Genomic DNA, 16,439 nt, shown 5'->3' with positions numbered 1-16,439 from the left:
GCATTCGCGCAACCCACACCAACCCCGTCGGCGAAAATGTCGTATCCCACCAAATACGCCCGTCAGTACGATTACAGCTCGTACCAGAACGCGAACCCGAACCGGCCGCTGCCGGCGACGAAGGTCAACGCGGACCTCAATGCGGTTGTGCAGTCGACCACCGAAATCGTGGATTTCCTGAAGGGGATAGCGCGGGCTGATGGCGCGATCGCGAACGGCGCCGTTGGCTACGACCAGCTCTCGCCGAACTTGCAAAGCGCAGGGATCGCGCCGGCGGACGCATGGGTTTCGTCGAAGGATTACATCGTCGGCAACAGCGTCGTCACCGCGGGCGCGCTCTATCGGTGCGTTGTCAAGCACACCTCGACGGTTTTCGCGACCGATCTGGCGGCCGGCTACTGGCTATTCGTGGCCGACATTGCGTCGGGTCCACAAGGCCCGCAAGGCGTTCCGGGCGCCACGGGAGCGCAAGGACCTACAGGGCCGCAGGGAGATCAAGGCCCGCAAGGCCCCACCGGTCCCGTTCCTGGCTATAGCACGCGCGCCGTTGCGGCCGCGGCCACGATCTCAGCGGCTCTCAGCTTCATCGCGACGACTGGCTACGCGGCCGCCAACGATGGCGGAGGCGGAACCTACACGCGGTTGGCATCGGCGCCGGGCGTTGTCCGTAATTGGCATTTCCAGAGCGCCGACGGGGCATACTGGCAGTTGCTCACCAACGCCGTGTTGCCGCGGCAGGTGGGTGCAGTTCTGGATGGCGTGGCCGATGACACGGTCGCTATCCAGGCGTGGGTCGACTATTCGGCGACCTTCGGCGTCGTGGCAAAGGACCAGGCGGGCACGGCCGTCATCCCGACCGGCGTGATCAGCCTTTCGGCCAACACCAACGTGGCCGGCGGGAATCTGTTGACGCTGAAGCGGACGTCGAACGTCGTCGCGGCGGTGATGCAGGGGACGTCGGTCAGGAATGTCTCTGTGCGGGGTCTGAACTTCGACACCACGGCGGGCTTTTCGTCCACGTCCAGCAACACCATCGGCAACAGCTCGCAGACTTACACCGTGCCGGCGGGGCTCAATCTCATTGTCGGCAATTTCGTCCAGATCACCGCCGCCGGCGCGCCGACGAACTACATGATCGCGCAGATCACCGCGTATAGCGGCACGACGCTTTCCGTTACGGCGACTACGTCCGTTGGCGCCGGCTCTTACGCAAGCTGGCGGCTCGACGTTTACCCGTTGAACGGCGATCTGTCCGACAGCAATCATGCGCTGCGATTCCGAACCTGCACGAACGTAACGGTCGAGGACAACGTCGTGATCGGCCGCTTCTACAACGGCATCGACTTCCGGAACACGAACGGCATTTACGCCAACAACAATTCGGTGACAGGTCACGTCAACCGCGGGATCGCGGCGGAATCGTATACGTTCGCGATGAGCGACGTGAAGATCGTCAACAACGCCGTCGACGGGAATTCGTTCGCGCAGTACGGCATCGTGACGGGCGCGACTTCGTCCGGCGCTCTGGCGCAGATGGTTATTCATTCGAATAACGTCAAAGCGACGCTGTTTCAGGGCATATCGATGGGGGGTGCCGTCAGTAACTCGTCGATTAACGGCAACACTGTTGTCGTGACATCATCGGGGGCGAGCTGCATCCTGGTCGACAAAGCTGACGGGCTTGTACCGCAAAACAATACTGTCGTTGGCAATGCGACGAGCGGGGGCACCGCCGGCATCACCATCATCGACGCTCTCTACATGTCCGTTTCCGGCAACAGTACGGTCGGCGGGGTCAATGGAATCCTGATCAGCGGATCTGCGAACAGTTCAACGGCGTATATTTCGTTGACAGGAAACAAGGTCACCGGCGCGAGCAGCCACGGGTACAATCTTCAGGGCAGCGCGACGAATGCTGTGTTTGGCATCTCTCTTACTGGCAACCTCGCGATCGCCAATGGCGGATGGGGGTTCAACTCAAACGCAAGTGTCGGGTCTATTGTTGAGGTTGGAAACGTCTCGATTGCAAACACGTTGGGCGCCTACAACATCACGGGCGTGACGGCGCCCACGAATGGCAACATTTGACCTCGATGTTCGCTTTTGAGACTTTCGGGCAGCATAACCAGACAAGGCGCATCCGCCGGTTCGCCCTCAGCCTGAAACGTGACATCTCCGTTGGACGATATTTCCTTCAAGCTCGGCGAGCTCAGTGCCGGCCATACGATGATTGCGTGTAACATGATTATCAGGGCTTACTAGCATGAGCCAGATTGTCCAGTTCGAAGGGCAGACGCACGAATTTCCCGACAACTTCACCCGAGCCGATATTCAACGTGCGCTCGGTAATCTGGCCCGTTCTCCGCGATTGGCAGATGTGCCGACCTCGGATCGTCGTTTTCCGATGGCGGGGGGTGGCGGAGTGGTGGCGGCGCCTCAGCCCATCCCACCGCTGCCGCCTGGGGATACCCTCGACCGTAAGCCCGGCATGTTCGACGATCTCATCCCGAAGCAGCCAAACTCTACGCCGCGACCGGGAATGTTCGACGACCTTATTCCGCCCGCTCCGCCGAGCTCACAACGGCAACCGAAGCTCATTCCTGTCGATCACGATCCGTTTGCGGCCGATAAACCTCCGTTCGATCCGAAGCAGCCGTTTCAAGCGGTAGCTACGAAGCCTCCGTTCGATCCCGCACAACCGTTTCAAGCAACAACCGTTCCGCGGCAGCCAAAGCTTGTGTCAGTCGACCACGATCCGTTTGCGACCGCACCGGCGCTACCTGCGATCAGCGCCGCGCCCCTCACGCCCGGCGGGGTACCGATTGGCCCAAACGGCCTCCCGCGCGTCGAGATCGCGCCGTCGCGTGCTAATGGCCAGCCCAGCGCGCTGCATGGCCTGGCTGTCGGCACCCAAGGCGTCGGCGCCGGTCTGCGCGATATCGTCGCCATGCCGTTCGACCTCGCGGCTGGCGCGCAGAACGCGATTGCTGGCGGCCTGAACAAGATCCTCGGGCCGAACCTCGGCAAAATTCCCTACGCCACGCCTGCGTCGAAAATGATCGAGCATATTGCCGAGCCGTACTCGATCCCCGAGAGCGAGATGTCTCCCGGTGAGAAGCTCGGTTACAAGGTCAATCGGTTCGGTACGCAGGCCCTCGGTATTGGCTCCATGCTGGCGGCTCGCGCGCCGGCCGTGGCCGCGGCGGTCAAGCCGGCCGAGACGGCTGTCGGTCGCTTCTTCGACACCATGTCCCGTCCTTACACCGCGGCGCCGGCGCGCACGGTGGTCGGCGATGCGATCGGCGGCATGGGTGCGGGTGCGGCCGTCGATGCCGCGGAGAACTACGTGCCAAAGGAGGCCGTCGTCGGCGGCAAGTATCCGAGGATGGTCGCGGAAGCGATCGCGCCCCTGGCTGGCGGCATGGGAGCAAACGCGATCCAGGGCGCCGCCGAGGGTGTCGCGGGCCTGCTCCGAGGCATGGCCACAAAGGCGCTTAGTGGACCAACGCGGGAGATTCCGCTCAACCCGAACACGCGGGCGCCCTATCCGGAGGCTGCGATCGAGAAAGCGGCAAGCAGGCTCCAAGGCGCCGCCAGCGGCGCGCCGAAGGCGCTTGCGCAGGATATCCGCGAGAATGCCGCCGAGCTTCTCCGTCCGCCGGCGGGGCAGGTACCCGTGGACACGTCGGCCCTTCCGACCACAGCGCTCCTCTCGCGCGATCCGGGCTTGATTTCCCTCGAGCAGGGAGCTCGGTTGCGGTCGTCGCCCGACTTCGTCCGGCGCGATCAGAACGTCAAGGAAGCCGCCGCCGAACGCGTCGAAGGCATGCGCGATCCTGATGCGGACCTCAGTGCCGTGGTGCGGCGGGCAGGCCAGGCGCGCCAGGAACGTCTGGCCGTCGCTGATGAGCCGGTTCGGAACGCCGAGGAGCACGCCGCCTCGTTGGATCGCACCCAGCGGGAGGCGGGCGCCGCGTTCACGCCGATCGCGAACTCGCAAGCGCAGGCCAACGCTTCCCGCCAGCTCGACGAAGCGCTGGTAGATCGTACTTACGTGCCGGCGCGCACCGAGAAGAATCGGCAGTTCGACACCGCGCCGGGCCGCGCCGAGGAACTCCCGGCCGACGACATTTTCGCCGCTATCGATCGGGTCCGTCGGAACGCAAACGGCTTGGCGCCCGGGACGTTGCCGAACGACTTCATGCATCGCCTGGACGCGCTGCGGCCGCGGATCGATCCGGAGACCGGTGCGAACGTGGGCGGCCCCGGCACCGCGGGCGGCGGCGATCTGGCCGACCTGCGGAAATACATCAAGACGGCCCAGCAGCGCGCTCAGCAGTCCGGCAACTTCGATCTTGCCGACAACATCTCCGCTCTGGGGCGGGCGATCAATCGGACTATCGAAGCTGCACCAGGCTACGCAGAAGCCAATGCCAATTACGGCCAGTTCGCTGGCCGCTTTCGACCCGAGCCGAACGACGAGATGGCCAAGTTTACCCGGGAGATTGACCGCGGCGGCCAGCAAGCCGACGGCACGCTCAATCGTGGCGCGACGCCGCCGAGCGAGACCGCGAGCCGGTTCTTGAACTCGCCGGAGGCGGCCGCCACCTTGCCTCGGGCACTCGACGGCTCTCCCGCGGCGCCGGCGGCGCAAGCCGCAGTCCGTGACTACTATCGTTCGGACTTCGCCAAATCTGCCTTGAACCCGGATGGTACGATCAATCCCCGGCGGGCGCTCGCGTGGACGAACATGAACGCGGAGGTGTTGGCGCAATTTCCTGCGTTGCGGCGCGAGTTCGACGACCTTGTCTCGACGACGCAACGTGGCGAGCAACTGTCCGCGGAGGCGAGGGCAAACCTCGATTCTGCGCGCGCGACGCGCCAGGCAACCGAGGCAGAACTCGATCGTTCGGCCATCGGCACGCTACTCCGGGAGGATCCGCGCGACGTTGCCTCAAAGCTTCTCGGCAGCAAGTATTCCTCCGGCAAGAGGCTGGACGAGATCAATGCACTCGTCGGCCACGATGAGGCCGCACGCCGCGGCTGGAAGGCTGCGGTTGCCGAGGTGTTAGCCAATCGGGTTCAGGGGACGCGCCAAGTGGGCGAGACACCGGAAGTGCAATTCGCTCGCTTGGCAAAGGAGTTCAAGGACAACGAGGGGCTGCTCGCCAAGACGTTCGACCCCGAGGAGATGAGCAACTTGCGCCAGGCGCACAAGTTTCTGGAGTACTTCAAGGAGGCCGAGAAGCGGTCGACGGTCGGCTCCGACACCGCGGAGAAGCTGAGCATCCCCGGCGGCATTCAGCTGGCTATCCGTCACCTGTACGGCGACCTGAGAGGCGGCGGCGTAATCAAGCGATTCAAGCTGCTGCTCGACATGTTGCCGTCGAACAAACAGAACGTCGATGAGATCGTTCACATGGCTTGGTTCAATCCCGATGTGGCGGCGTACCTGCTCGAGCGGCCGATAAAGAATGCGGAAGTGCCAGGGCACAACGTCAACCTTCGCCGGCTCATTGCGGCGGCAAATGCGTCGCGCCAGGGCGACGCCGACTAGCTTCCAACGTTCGAGGGAAAAATGACCGTATTGACAGCATCAGACATAACCGAGCAGCAACGCGAGCTGGTGCGCTATATCGTGGTGCAAGGTAAGTCGCCGGAGGAAGCTGCTAATCTGGCCGGCTATCACCCGAAATCGGTTTACCGGACGCTGCGCCTGCCGGCCGTCGCCGCCGCCGTCTCGGAATCGATACAGCTCGACCTTGCCGCCGTCGGCGCACCGCTGGCGTACCGCGTTGCAAAATCGCTATTGCAGGATGAAAAGGTGAGCGCGCGCGTGCGCGCGGATCTGTCCATGAAGGTGCTTGACCGCGCAGGGCACATTACGCCGACTCGGAAGGATTTGGTCCCGCAGCAAAAAGCGTTGGCCGAAATGTCCCGCGAGGAGCTCGCAGCCTTCATCGAGCGCAACCAGGCAGAAATCGACAAGATCGAGGGGGAGTTGGCGTCTCGGGCGAAGGATGTCTCGGCTCAGTCGTCGACGGAGCCGGCCTTCCTTATCTGAGCGTGAGCCACGCATTGCCTGAGGAGGGTGAGTGAATCGAACGTCTCCAACAATTCTTGCGTGGCAGCTTTCCGCTAGTGAATTCGTCTAGCAACACCGAGAGCTTGCGCGACTGCTTCAAAGTGCGAGCGATAAGGGCTCTTGCGTGTAAGCAACCACAGAGTGCGACCAGTTGTCGCGACAGCGTTGAATCAAAAAAAAGCGATTTAAGTGAGCCAAACGTTATGGTTGGATAACGCTATTGATTATTACTTTAGATCTGAATTGATTATCTAAGCCTGACAAGTCGCTGAAACTTCGCCAAAGCTGATTTCACGTTGCAAGCTTCGTCGCGCACGAAGAGATTGCTTTACTTTGCTTGCCCGCTTCGACGCGTTGGACTAGTTCTGTCGTCACGTCTGAACGGTCTGTTTCCGTTGGGTTGAACCGGCGGAAAGCGCTCCGATGCTTGCTCTTTTTGGATGGCAAGTCATGGCACCTTCAGATGATGTCATTTCCATTGACGCTTCTTTGGCCAACGCGACTGCCGATGGCGACTATGTCATCCGTGGCTTAGTCGACCTAGCGAGGCGTAAGCTCGCAGCTTTTGCAGAATCTGAGACCAATCGCGTCGAAGCCCACAAGCTCTTTGGAGACTCCGAGCTACTGACTGTCTTTTTGGATCAGATGATCCGTGGCCAGTTCAGTATACCGGAGATCCGCGTCGTCGATACCTCGGTCCTGCCAACGGCGGACGGAGCCTACTTGCCGGCGATTGACCTGATCTTGTTTTCCGACCGGTTGCTCCATGAAGGCATGGAGGGACGGCTGGAAGATGTGCTGTTGGAGGAGATTGGGCACGCCATCAGCCAGCGCGTGAGCGAGGATGAGGTGCCGGGCGACGAGGGTTTCCTCTTTGCCGCGATGGTACGCGGCGAGCCCCTCGGGGGGCCGATTGGGGACGGCCGCGGGGCGGTTACACTGGACGGAATTGTCTACGCCGCCGAGTTTGCTACCGTCTCGGACAGCGGCGGTTTTGAAGGAAGTCAGCAGACCCTCAAGCTGGAGACGAAGGGCGGCGGAACGCTGACCTACTCATACGAGCACTTTACGATCCCGGATCGCTTCATTATCCGCTACGAGGGCAAGACTCTCCTGGACACCGGTTTTGTGGGCGGCGGTAGATCAGGCACAATTCAGATCCCGCAGGGGACTTCCGACGAAATCGACATCCGAGTTGCGACGGACGATGCGGGGACGGCCTGGAGCTACACCGTCACTGCCGAGGAATGCGACGACATTTCTCCTCTTACCATCGCCGCGGCCGGAGGCTCGTTCACTCATAACCCCACAACGGATAAGTGCGAGACGACGGGCACGGTTTCGGTCGGCCGCAAGGATGGAAGAGCCTCGCTTTTCCACGCCATCAACACGACGACGGAATACGACAAGTCGGCCATCGATATCAAGAACGGCACGATCTTTTCCGATATCGGCGGAGTCACGCAGTCGCTGTTCCAAGCCAACTTGTCTATCTCGCCGCAGACTAGATCGTCGGCTATCTCGGAGACAGGAACCGGTGAGTTCAAGCTTGCCGGCCTTGACGTGGACTTCAAATCGATCACGCTGCTTCAGAACGAGTTGGGATTCGATATCTCGTTCGTTCTACCGGACCAGGCGAGCGGGTTGCTCGTCCCAACCGTTTCGGCCGGAAAAAACGCCTTTATAATCGACAGCACTGGACCGCATTTTGCCTATGGCGGCAAAATATCGTTGCCCAATGCTCCAACGTTCAAGCTTTTGAATGTCGTCGACGTTGAAGCCAAGAATCTGTCCTTGGAATATCGCGCAGGAGAGGACGCGCTTCGCCTGCAGGGCAAGATTTCGTTCGACAGTTTCGCAAAGACGGTCGGCGGAATATCCAAGGTCGAAGCCGACCTCAGCGGGAATAACTACGTTCAGATAAATCATGACGCGCGCGTCGATCTTGTCGGCTCGCTCAAGGTTGGCCGTGACCTTGCTATGCCCAAGGGGTGGGGGCTTAGTGAAATCGAGCTCACGATCAACACTGTGACACATGAGATCGGCGGCTCGGCGACCGTCAGGACGCCATTTGGCGTGAGCTTCGGTGAGGGCTTGGCTGTCAAGCCATCGTTGGAATTTTTCACGAATCCATTCAGCCTCGATGCGGTCGGCGTCGAGCTCGACAACATCAACAAGCCAATTCCGTCCTATCCCGTATTTTTCTTCCAAGGTGTGCGGGGCAAAATCAATAACTTCGCCGAGAATAATCCTGCGGACATCGAGTTCAGCGGCGGCATTTCGGCAACTCTAGGCCCGCAGCGAGGAGGTAGTCGCCTGGCCCGGCTTGATCTCGACGGGAAGATCACTCCGAAGATGATCGAAGGGACGAGCAATCTCGAGCTCCTGACGATCGAGTTCGATGCATTCGGTAACAAGGTGGGACCGCTTTCGATCGCGAAGTCAACCGGAACGACCACGCTCGATTGGAGCGCCGGCCTAATGAAGCAGGTTGGCTCCTTCAACTTATTGGACGGGCTGGTCGTCACAAACACTACCGTCGCATTCGACACTGAGTTCAACTTTGGAACAGGCGGTGCTGCGACCGTCGGCATCCCGAACTACGTGCCTCTCTTCGGTGGCGCGCAGCTGGCGAACGCTAACTATGCAATCAAGTTCACGAACGACGGAAATTATTCGAACGACTTTGTCGCTGGCTGGGGCCAGATCACTATCCAGAAGCTTGGCTTCGAGATCGACGTTACTGCCGGCATCCGCGCAAATTTCGACGGAACCATGGTCAGGATCGGAGCCGGAAACCTTCCAGTTGTCGGCAGCTGGGACATCCCGGCATCGAAGGAGTACGTTCTGTTTGCGGCCGAATGGGATAACGCCGATCCCAGCGTGCAGCTTCTCGTAACGCTTCCGAACGGCACGATCATCACGGAAGATCAATTCGCTGCCAACAATATCGCAATTGTGGACGAGCTCTCGTCAGATACTCAACGGACCATAGTCGCCATCAATCCGGTCGAAGGCCGTTGGCACGTTGACGTAGACGACTCGACAGGGCTCGGCACGGTTCGCACGGAGGCGCTCACCGAAACGCCTGGCCCGACCTTCCGGTTTCTGACACCAGGCCTCGTCAAACTTTCGGATGGGGATGTTCGGATTGATTTTGAGTCCTTCGACCCAGATTCGGCTGCCAATATCTCCTTTTGGTACGACGACGACGATTCGGTAGCGGACGGGGTGTTCATCGGTTCGACGACAGAGGCCGACGGGGCAGGGAGCTTCGTTTGGGACACAACGTCGGTCGCGGCAGGTGACTACTTCGTTTACGCGCTCGTCGACGACAACGCCAACCCGATCCTAACCCAGTTTAGCTCGGAGAAAGTGACGGCCGGCTCATCGGTTGACCTAGCGGCCACGATCACGGCGGGGGTGGCCTCTATCACCCGGGGCGATCAAATCACCTACACGGTAAAGGTTGAAAATCTCGCGTCGGTGGCGGCGGCGGGCGTCGTCGCGTTGGTGAACTTGCCGGCGGCTGCGGCTTTCGTTAGCGCTTCGATCACTCCGTCAACCGTAAGCGACGGGGAGCTAACGTTTGCGTTGGGTGATCTCGCGGCGGCAGGCGTGACCTCGATTGAGATCGTGGTTGATACCGACGGCGTCCCTACCGACCCGACGACCCTGACCGCCGACGTCGTCGTCATTGCCGACACCTACGACCCCGAACCGGCAAACGACGGCAATTCGGTCGGCGTCCTCTCCACGCCGCCGGCTCCATCGCTTGCCGATCTGGTGGTCACCACCCTTGATCCACCTGACGCATTGGCGCTGAACGAGCCGTTCTCGTTCGAGGTTCAGATCACAAATCAAGGTGGGGCGCCGGCTACCGGCGTCATCTTCTCAGAATTTATCCCCAATGCGGGCAATCTCAGGCTCAACGGGAGCGGTACGCTGTCCGCGACTGATACGTATCAGCTCGGGCTGGGCACAATCGCTCCTGGCCAGACCGTGACAGTAACAGTTAGCGGACTGGCGCAGGCAGCTGGGCCGTTGCTTTCAAGTTCGTCGGTGCAGGCGAATGGGGAGTCGAACTCGACTGACAATGAGTCGGTTCGCGAGCTCAATGTCCAGAGCCTCGGCCTGGAGTCCGCGGATCTATCGCTCACTGCGAACGCAACTCTACCCGACGACAATGATGTCTCGACACTCACGATATCCCTCAACAACAGCGGGCCGGGCATCGCGAGCGCGATCAAGGTGGCGGTCGATACCCCGGACGGCGTCCAAGTTACCGGAATTTCTACCGTGCAAGGCAGCTTCGATCCGGCTACGGGAATTTGGGATCTTGGCAACGTCCGGGACTTTCTATCCCGCGATCTCGTTCTAACTCTCGATAGCTCGGCCGCCCTCCAAGGTGCGCACCACGTCACGGCTGAGTTGATCGCGGTTGACGAACCCGATCCCGATTCGACTCCAAACAATCACGTGAAGACAGAGGACGACATTGTCGTGGTCGACCTTGGCTTCTCGACTCTACCAGACCAGCTCTATACCGAAAGCGGACGGATCGGCGTACTGGGACAGACTAGCGACGGCCAGCTCGACTTCCTCGAATTCAAGGGTAACACACTAAGCCAAAGCCACCTTGGCGGTGCGTACTGGCCGGTGAAAGCGGACGTCGATTACGACGGCGATGGCCGCATTGACCTAATTACGCAGGACGCATCCGGTCAAATCGACCTCCTTTTTTCGAACGATCAGGGGGCGATCGAACGAAGCCTATTGCTGGATGGCCAGTACTGGAACGTCGTCGGTGCCGGCGATTTCGACGGCTCCGGCCGGATCGCGATAGCGACGCAAAGCGACGCCGGTGAGATCGATCTTCTTTACTTCACCGGCACCCAGCTCACCGAGAGCGCTCTCCTTCGCGGCCGTTACTGGGACGTGGTCGGGACAGCGGATCTAAACGGGGATCGGAAGGCCGACTTTGTTACTCAGGACACAAAGGAGGATGGAGGTCAGCTGGACCTGTTGTTCTTCAACAATTTCGATCTCGTTGGCAGCGCATTAACGCCGGATAGTTACTGGACGGTGCGGGACGTAAGTGAGACAACCCAGGTTGGGCGGTTTCTCGCCACCACGCAGGATCCTGTCAGCGGTGCCATCGACCACCTTCAGTTCGAGGGCACGACTCTCACGGCGTCGCTTTTGGAGGAGCCGGGCAGTCACGAAGGCTTAAAAGTTGTCGCTAGCTGGGGCGTGTCGAACGAGTTCTGGAACATCTAGACTAGTGAGTGGCGGCAAAAACAGACCTATTGCGTCAGCTGCTTGTCTTGTTTCGCAGGCAATAGTTGATGACAACGAGCACGCCTGCAATCGCGGATCCGCTCATATTGGAGCCGCTTCGCCTCTAGAAATGCCTAGGCTCCCCTCGCAACCTTTGGTCGAGCGTAAGCGGGGTTCTTACGGTTGTTTGGTCGGTGGGCCCAGCTTGGAAATCGCGAGCTTTTGCTTCTCGCTGGGCTCGCTGGAATCTGCTTCGTTAGGCAATTCGAGAAGCTGTCTTGCAAAAGGCTCGGGGGATTCTTTTCGTGTCTGCGTCAACCACGACATGCGAAGAACTTCGGACAGCTTGCGGAAATTACGAGCGATGATTAACAGTTGAGATTGCGTGTAACCTTCATTGCGTTGCCATTCCGACGGTTCTTTCAGTCGCCATTCGGTACCTGAAACCGAGCTTCTGTTCGGATGCATGACACCATGTGCCAACCGATTTCGAACCGAGTTGTACATGATTGCTTTGTTGCGGCCGGCGGCAATAAGATCCAGCCAGTGTTGATCGAGTTTTGGCGGCTCGGATGGTGGCAGCCAAATGTGCGTAGTGCCGCCTGCTGTGTCGAGTGCCGCGCTGAATAGATCAGATCTCGCGGAATAGCTTTTAGGTGAAAAGAACAGTTCCTTCGCGATGTCGTAGTGCAGGCCCGTGCAAGTCGCGAACCATATGGACATTCCATACTCGACTTCGCCCCAAGCTGCCATCGCTTTGCCGAAGGCAAGATAGAACTGGTCCATTGGATGAAGGTCAGTGGGCTCGGCCATTTTGGTCTTTAAGCTGTTTCAACGCGACTCGGATTGCACGCTTACGTTTTCGAGTATCTGCAGGCAGGGACGAGCCAATATTAATCCTCCGACTATTGCAATTTCTTGCTCGATCAGCGTGCGCTTTAGTTGTCTTGCGATCCAGGTGAACAACTCGGTAGGCACTTGTCTTTCGGTCGATAGCCTCACCAGCCGGGGACGCGGCTTGGACCGCACAGTCTTCGTGTCGCGGCTTCGTTGGATCTGACGATGCGTTTCCGCATTCTCGCTCACCTATTGGATCAGAACTGTGGGCTTCCCGCTCAACCCGACGTCGACCAAGCCGGTGGATCTTCTCAAGGACGAATGCCTCAGCTTTCATCAACCATCAAGCGGCCGCAAGGGCCGGGATATTACGGAGACTGAAGTGTGAGAACTGGTTCACAAACGGCCGGCCGGCCGGCTGCTAGATCGTGCCGCGCTGGGGATTTCAGGGGCCCAGCGTCTAGGGCGCCGCCGGGACACGATATTTCGAGCCCGACGGCGTCGTTTTTGGCGACGATCAGCAGGAGAGCCAAAGTCGCGGTGGCGCCCGCACGCTAACGCGGATGGGCGTGTGAAAAGCGATTGCAGCGGAGGGACTTCATGAGCGTTCCCCAGGGTATCAAAGACTTTATCTCGTCTCAACGCCCGAACCTTGTCTGCAATAAGTGCATTGCTGATGCGTTGGGTTTACGAACGATCCGGCGCAGATCACGAGTGCGCTCGCCACCACAAGTGATTTCGCTCAAGAAGAAGGGACATGCTCATTTGAAAGAGCGAAAAGAAGGTGATCCGTCGTACATGAGGCCGCTCTTAGAGGCTAAAGGGATCATCGCTCTTGCTGTCGTTGCGCCTGGTTTTATCCGCGGGGTTTATTATGCTCTGCGGTCTCGCCGACTGAACATGCGTCGAAATCCTCGCGGCAACCGCGGTAATTCATCATCCGGCTTCGGCCTATTACACTTCGGGCAGGGCGCGCCAGCGCCGCCACACCGGCAAGCGTGATTGCCAGTCCACGGTTGGTCCGGATGGTTCTCGCAGACCCAGCCAGTATCGCCGCAAAGGATGCATGCTGGCTCAGTCATCGCTCAACTCAAAGAGCTCTTTGACTTCGGTCAATCGCAGTTTCGTACCGGCCGGCACGTGCTCCAGGAGAATGTATCTGGTGTCGACTGCAATCCGGTCGCGCCGGATGTCATCTTGCTCGGCGTGATATGCCAGCATGTCCGCTGCGGATTGGCGGGCGACCTCCAGCGGGATCTCGATCGACTTTCGGATGATTGTAACGGACATGCCCGCGAAATAGGAATTCTGTGGCGGATTTGCCAGTCGGTCAGGTCGTGACGGTCGGGGGAAAGATGGGGAACAAGAAGATGGACTAGCTACTGGCTCGGCTTGAACGTACCGAACGGCTGGAACAACCGCGATCAGCTCAGGACTAACCACGCTGACACGATTATGATGCGCCGCTGGGCGTCCTCGTCCGATCCGGTGGAGAGAGCGGCGTGTGAAGCGTATCGCCATCGTAAGAATTACGAATGGAAGAACTTTTACGCACCGGCGATCGCCGTCGTGGTTCTCCTTGTCCTATTTAGGGCATTTGTATCCAGCTGATCTTTGTCCGCGCGGCTCACCAGGCTTGCTGGCTTGCATCTGCGATGGCGCCCGTTTCCTAGCCGAGACCGATCATTTGGCCTCATCCGAGCAATAGGGCGGCTCAGGACCCTACAAATGCGGCCCTATAAAGCCAGAGAACGGCGATCCCGCCCAAATGCCACGCCAGGCGGCTTGCGCCTTGTATCCGCTAGTCTCGTTGTTCCGGCCGTTCCGTAGATAGCAAATTCGGTAAGGGCGCCATACGCGGCCGGGACGGATCGGGCAGGTTCTCCTCTTCCTGACTTTCCTCAAACCGGCGATGCCGTCTGCTCGCAATGAGACCGACGAGCACCATCAGGAAACCCGCTGCAATCAAGAGAAGCCCGATGACGTGTTCTTGACCGACGAAGAAAGCACTCAACGGCAAAACCTCCTGCGATCTGCCGCGGCTCGCGAGCTCTACTTGGCAACGTTTATGACTTGCGGCTTCTGAAGAGCCTGCAATTGGAGCTCGACGTTGTTCACGCGGGCGTTGACCTCGGCGATCAATTTGTAGGTCCGATCAAGCTCCACTGACTGCTGGTCGAGACGTATTTTTTCTATTCTGCGCAATTCAATCAAGGCCTCCGTGCTTGCTTCGCCCAGCTGTCTCCGCTGCACCTCGGATAATCCGATGGAGATAAAATTAAAAATGATGGCCGCGATGATGAGAGCTCGCGTGGAAATCCTCATGGGCTATATCCCTGAATTGGCTGAAGTCGCCCAACTACTTTAGTCGATACTTCCTGCCATTGGTGTTTGGGTCGGTATTGTCGCTCGTAGAGAACATCAAGATCGGCACTGTTTCATCGGATCGCCGATACAGCTTATAGAGTCCGCGCCCTTTTGCAGAAATATCCTGCGGATCGCTGTTTGCCGGACCCAAAGGCTCACCATCCTCGTAAAGACGAGCAGACGTCAGTTCGGCAATGGGATATTTGACAACAACCACGTAGGCATGGCCTTGCCAAAGACGGAAGGCCTGCCGAATTCTCGGGTCCGGCGGCTGCTGCGGGATCAGGTAAAGGAAGCCGCTGGCAGCCAAGGCGAATAGCGTTGAACCAACCGTCACCCGTGTACTAGAGGAAATGCTGGAAACCTTACGGAACAGCACTCTTCTGTACGCCTTGGCTATTGAGTCCTCCATTCTCAGACGTGCGCCGTGTGCTGCCATAGAGAAGGTAAGACTCCGATAACCCCTGTTCTCGGCCTTCACGAAAACCCATCCGATATGCGGCCACAACTGATAGCGCCAGGAGCAAAACCGATCCCGCAATGAGGATCATCAATGTCGCTGTCATGGGGAAAACAATGGTTGCGCCGCCCAATATTGACAACGAATATAACGGATGAGAGAGGTTTGGAAATAGTGCTAAAGCGACGTTTTCATAAGAGTGGCATCTTATCCATTCGACTACCGTAATATTACGGGTTTTGTATAGTGGAGTGAGCCGATGAGCGCGCGTGCGGTTGCTCGGAGGGAATTGCGTTTTTGGTTTTCGATGCTGATTGGCCTTTCGCCAATCTGGTTGGTCGCTGCGCTTGTTATCTTCTTCAGATGGTAGCCGGCCACAGGATTAGACAGGGCCTGTTGCATGATCAGATTTGGTTTGCTCGGGTGCGGGCGTATCGCCAAGCGTCACTCGGATCTCCTGGGTGGCAATCACGTCGAGGGAGCGAGCCTGGTCGCAGTCTGCGATCCGATCCGCGCGCGCGCCGATGCGGTTGCCGGGAAGTTCGGCGTTCCGGCCCATTACGACATGGACGAATTTCTGGCGCGGAAGGACATCGATGCCGTCGCCGTGCTGACGCCGAGCGGGCTGCATCCCGCGCATGTGATCGCCTGCGCCAAGGCCGGCAAGCACATCGTGGTTGAGAAGCCCATGGCGCTGCGGCTGCAGGACGCCGACGACATGATCCGGGCCTGCGACCAGGCCGGCGTCAAGATGTTCATCGTCAAGCAGAACCGCTTCAACGTGCCGGTGGTCAAGGCGCGCGAGGCGCTCGACGCCGGCCGCTTCGGCAAGCTCATCCTGGGGACGGTCCGGGTGCGCTGGTGCCGCGACCAGGCCTATTACGACCAGGACGATTGGCGCGGCACCTGGGCCTATGACGGCGGCGTGCTGACCAATCAGGCAAGCCACCATGTCGACATGCTGGAGTGGTTCTTCGGCGACGTGGTGAGCGTGCATGCGCGCGCGGCAACGGCGCTGGCCAATATCGAAACCGAGGATACGGCCGTCGCAACGCTGAAGTTCCGCAACGGCGCGCTCGGGATCATCGAGGCGACCACTGCGGCGCGCCCGACCGATCTCGAGGGCTCGCTCTCGATCCTGGGTGAGAAGGGCACCGTCGAGATTTCGGGCTTCGCGGTCAACCAGATCCGGCACTGGCGCTTTGTCGACGAGCTGCCGTCGGACAAGGACGTCGTGGAGAAGTTCTCGGTCAATCCGCCCAACGTCTACGGCTTCGGCCATCAGGCCTATTATCACCATGTGGTCGATTGCCTGGAGAACCAGCGCGCCGCGCTGGTCGACGGGCTCGAGGGCCGCAAGAGCCTGGAGCTGATCTCGGCCCTCTACGAGTCGATCGAGACCGGCGAGGA

The 16,439-nt window shown here is 59.5% G+C and carries 11 protein-coding genes; 6 read left to right on the top strand and 5 right to left on the bottom strand.

What is annotated here, in order from left to right; translation table 11 throughout:
• Positions 1 to 36: 36 nt before the first annotated feature.
• From E2I15_RS07740 to E2I15_RS07725, 4 genes are all read left to right on the top strand, one after another.
• Positions 37 to 2,088, top strand: a complete 2,052-nt coding sequence (locus E2I15_RS07740; RefSeq protein WP_137484085.1) for a hypothetical protein — start codon at positions 37 to 39, stop codon at positions 2,086 to 2,088.
• Between the two features lie 175 nt (positions 2,089 to 2,263).
• A complete protein-coding gene (locus E2I15_RS07735; protein ID WP_137484083.1) occupies positions 2,264 to 5,557 on the top strand; it encodes a hypothetical protein in 3,294 nt (1,097 codons plus the stop codon).
• Positions 5,558 to 5,578: 21 nt separating this feature from the next.
• Positions 5,579 to 6,064, top strand: coding sequence for a hypothetical protein (locus tag E2I15_RS07730; RefSeq protein WP_137484081.1), 486 nt, complete (start codon positions 5,579 to 5,581; stop codon positions 6,062 to 6,064).
• 471 nt (positions 6,065 to 6,535) lie between these two features.
• Positions 6,536 to 11,365 (top strand): DUF11 domain-containing protein, encoded by a 4,830-nt coding sequence (locus E2I15_RS07725; RefSeq protein ID WP_170991841.1) that lies wholly within the window; start codon positions 6,536 to 6,538, stop codon positions 11,363 to 11,365.
• Between the two features lie 177 nt (positions 11,366 to 11,542).
• Here the strand turns inward: E2I15_RS07725 and E2I15_RS07720 are convergent, their stop codons facing one another.
• Positions 11,543 to 12,178 (bottom strand): hypothetical protein, encoded by a 636-nt coding sequence (locus E2I15_RS07720; protein WP_137484078.1) that lies wholly within the window; start codon positions 12,176 to 12,178, stop codon positions 11,543 to 11,545.
• 624 nt (positions 12,179 to 12,802) lie between these two features.
• Here E2I15_RS07720 and E2I15_RS07715 point away from each other — a divergent pair.
• Positions 12,803 to 13,204: a hypothetical protein gene (locus E2I15_RS07715; protein ID WP_155262266.1), complete on the top strand. Its 402-nt coding sequence runs from the start codon at positions 12,803 to 12,805 to the stop codon at positions 13,202 to 13,204.
• 72 nt (positions 13,205 to 13,276) lie between these two features.
• Here E2I15_RS07715 and E2I15_RS07710 read toward each other — a convergent pair whose 3' ends face one another.
• From E2I15_RS07710 to E2I15_RS07695, 4 genes are all read right to left on the bottom strand, one after another.
• Positions 13,277 to 13,492, bottom strand: a complete 216-nt coding sequence (locus E2I15_RS07710) for a hypothetical protein (RefSeq protein WP_137484076.1) — start codon at positions 13,490 to 13,492, stop codon at positions 13,277 to 13,279.
• Between the two features lie 511 nt (positions 13,493 to 14,003).
• The gene (locus E2I15_RS07705; RefSeq protein WP_137484075.1) at positions 14,004 to 14,216 is read right to left on the bottom strand and encodes a hypothetical protein; all 213 of its coding nucleotides are present in this window, start codon (positions 14,214 to 14,216) and stop codon (positions 14,004 to 14,006) included.
• A 38-nt stretch (positions 14,217 to 14,254) separates the two neighbouring features.
• On the bottom strand, positions 14,255 to 14,527 hold the full coding sequence (locus tag E2I15_RS07700; RefSeq protein WP_137484074.1) for a hypothetical protein: 273 nt from the start codon (positions 14,525 to 14,527) through the stop codon (positions 14,255 to 14,257).
• 34 nt (positions 14,528 to 14,561) lie between these two features.
• Entirely contained in the window at positions 14,562 to 15,050 is a 489-nt protein-coding gene (locus E2I15_RS07695; protein WP_246668479.1) for a hypothetical protein, read from the bottom strand.
• Positions 15,051 to 15,429: 379 nt separating this feature from the next.
• Here E2I15_RS07695 and E2I15_RS07690 point away from each other — a divergent pair.
• Positions 15,430 to 16,439 (top strand): Gfo/Idh/MocA family protein (locus E2I15_RS07690; protein WP_155262265.1); only part of this gene is annotated, 1,010 nt, incomplete at its 3' end.

Origin of the sequence: Bradyrhizobium sp. BR2003 (assembly GCF_009720285.1) — a bacterium.
Classification (GTDB): Bacteria; Pseudomonadota; Alphaproteobacteria; order Rhizobiales; family Xanthobacteraceae; genus Bradyrhizobium; species Bradyrhizobium elkanii.
This window is presented reverse-complemented; position numbering and strand designations above follow the sequence as displayed.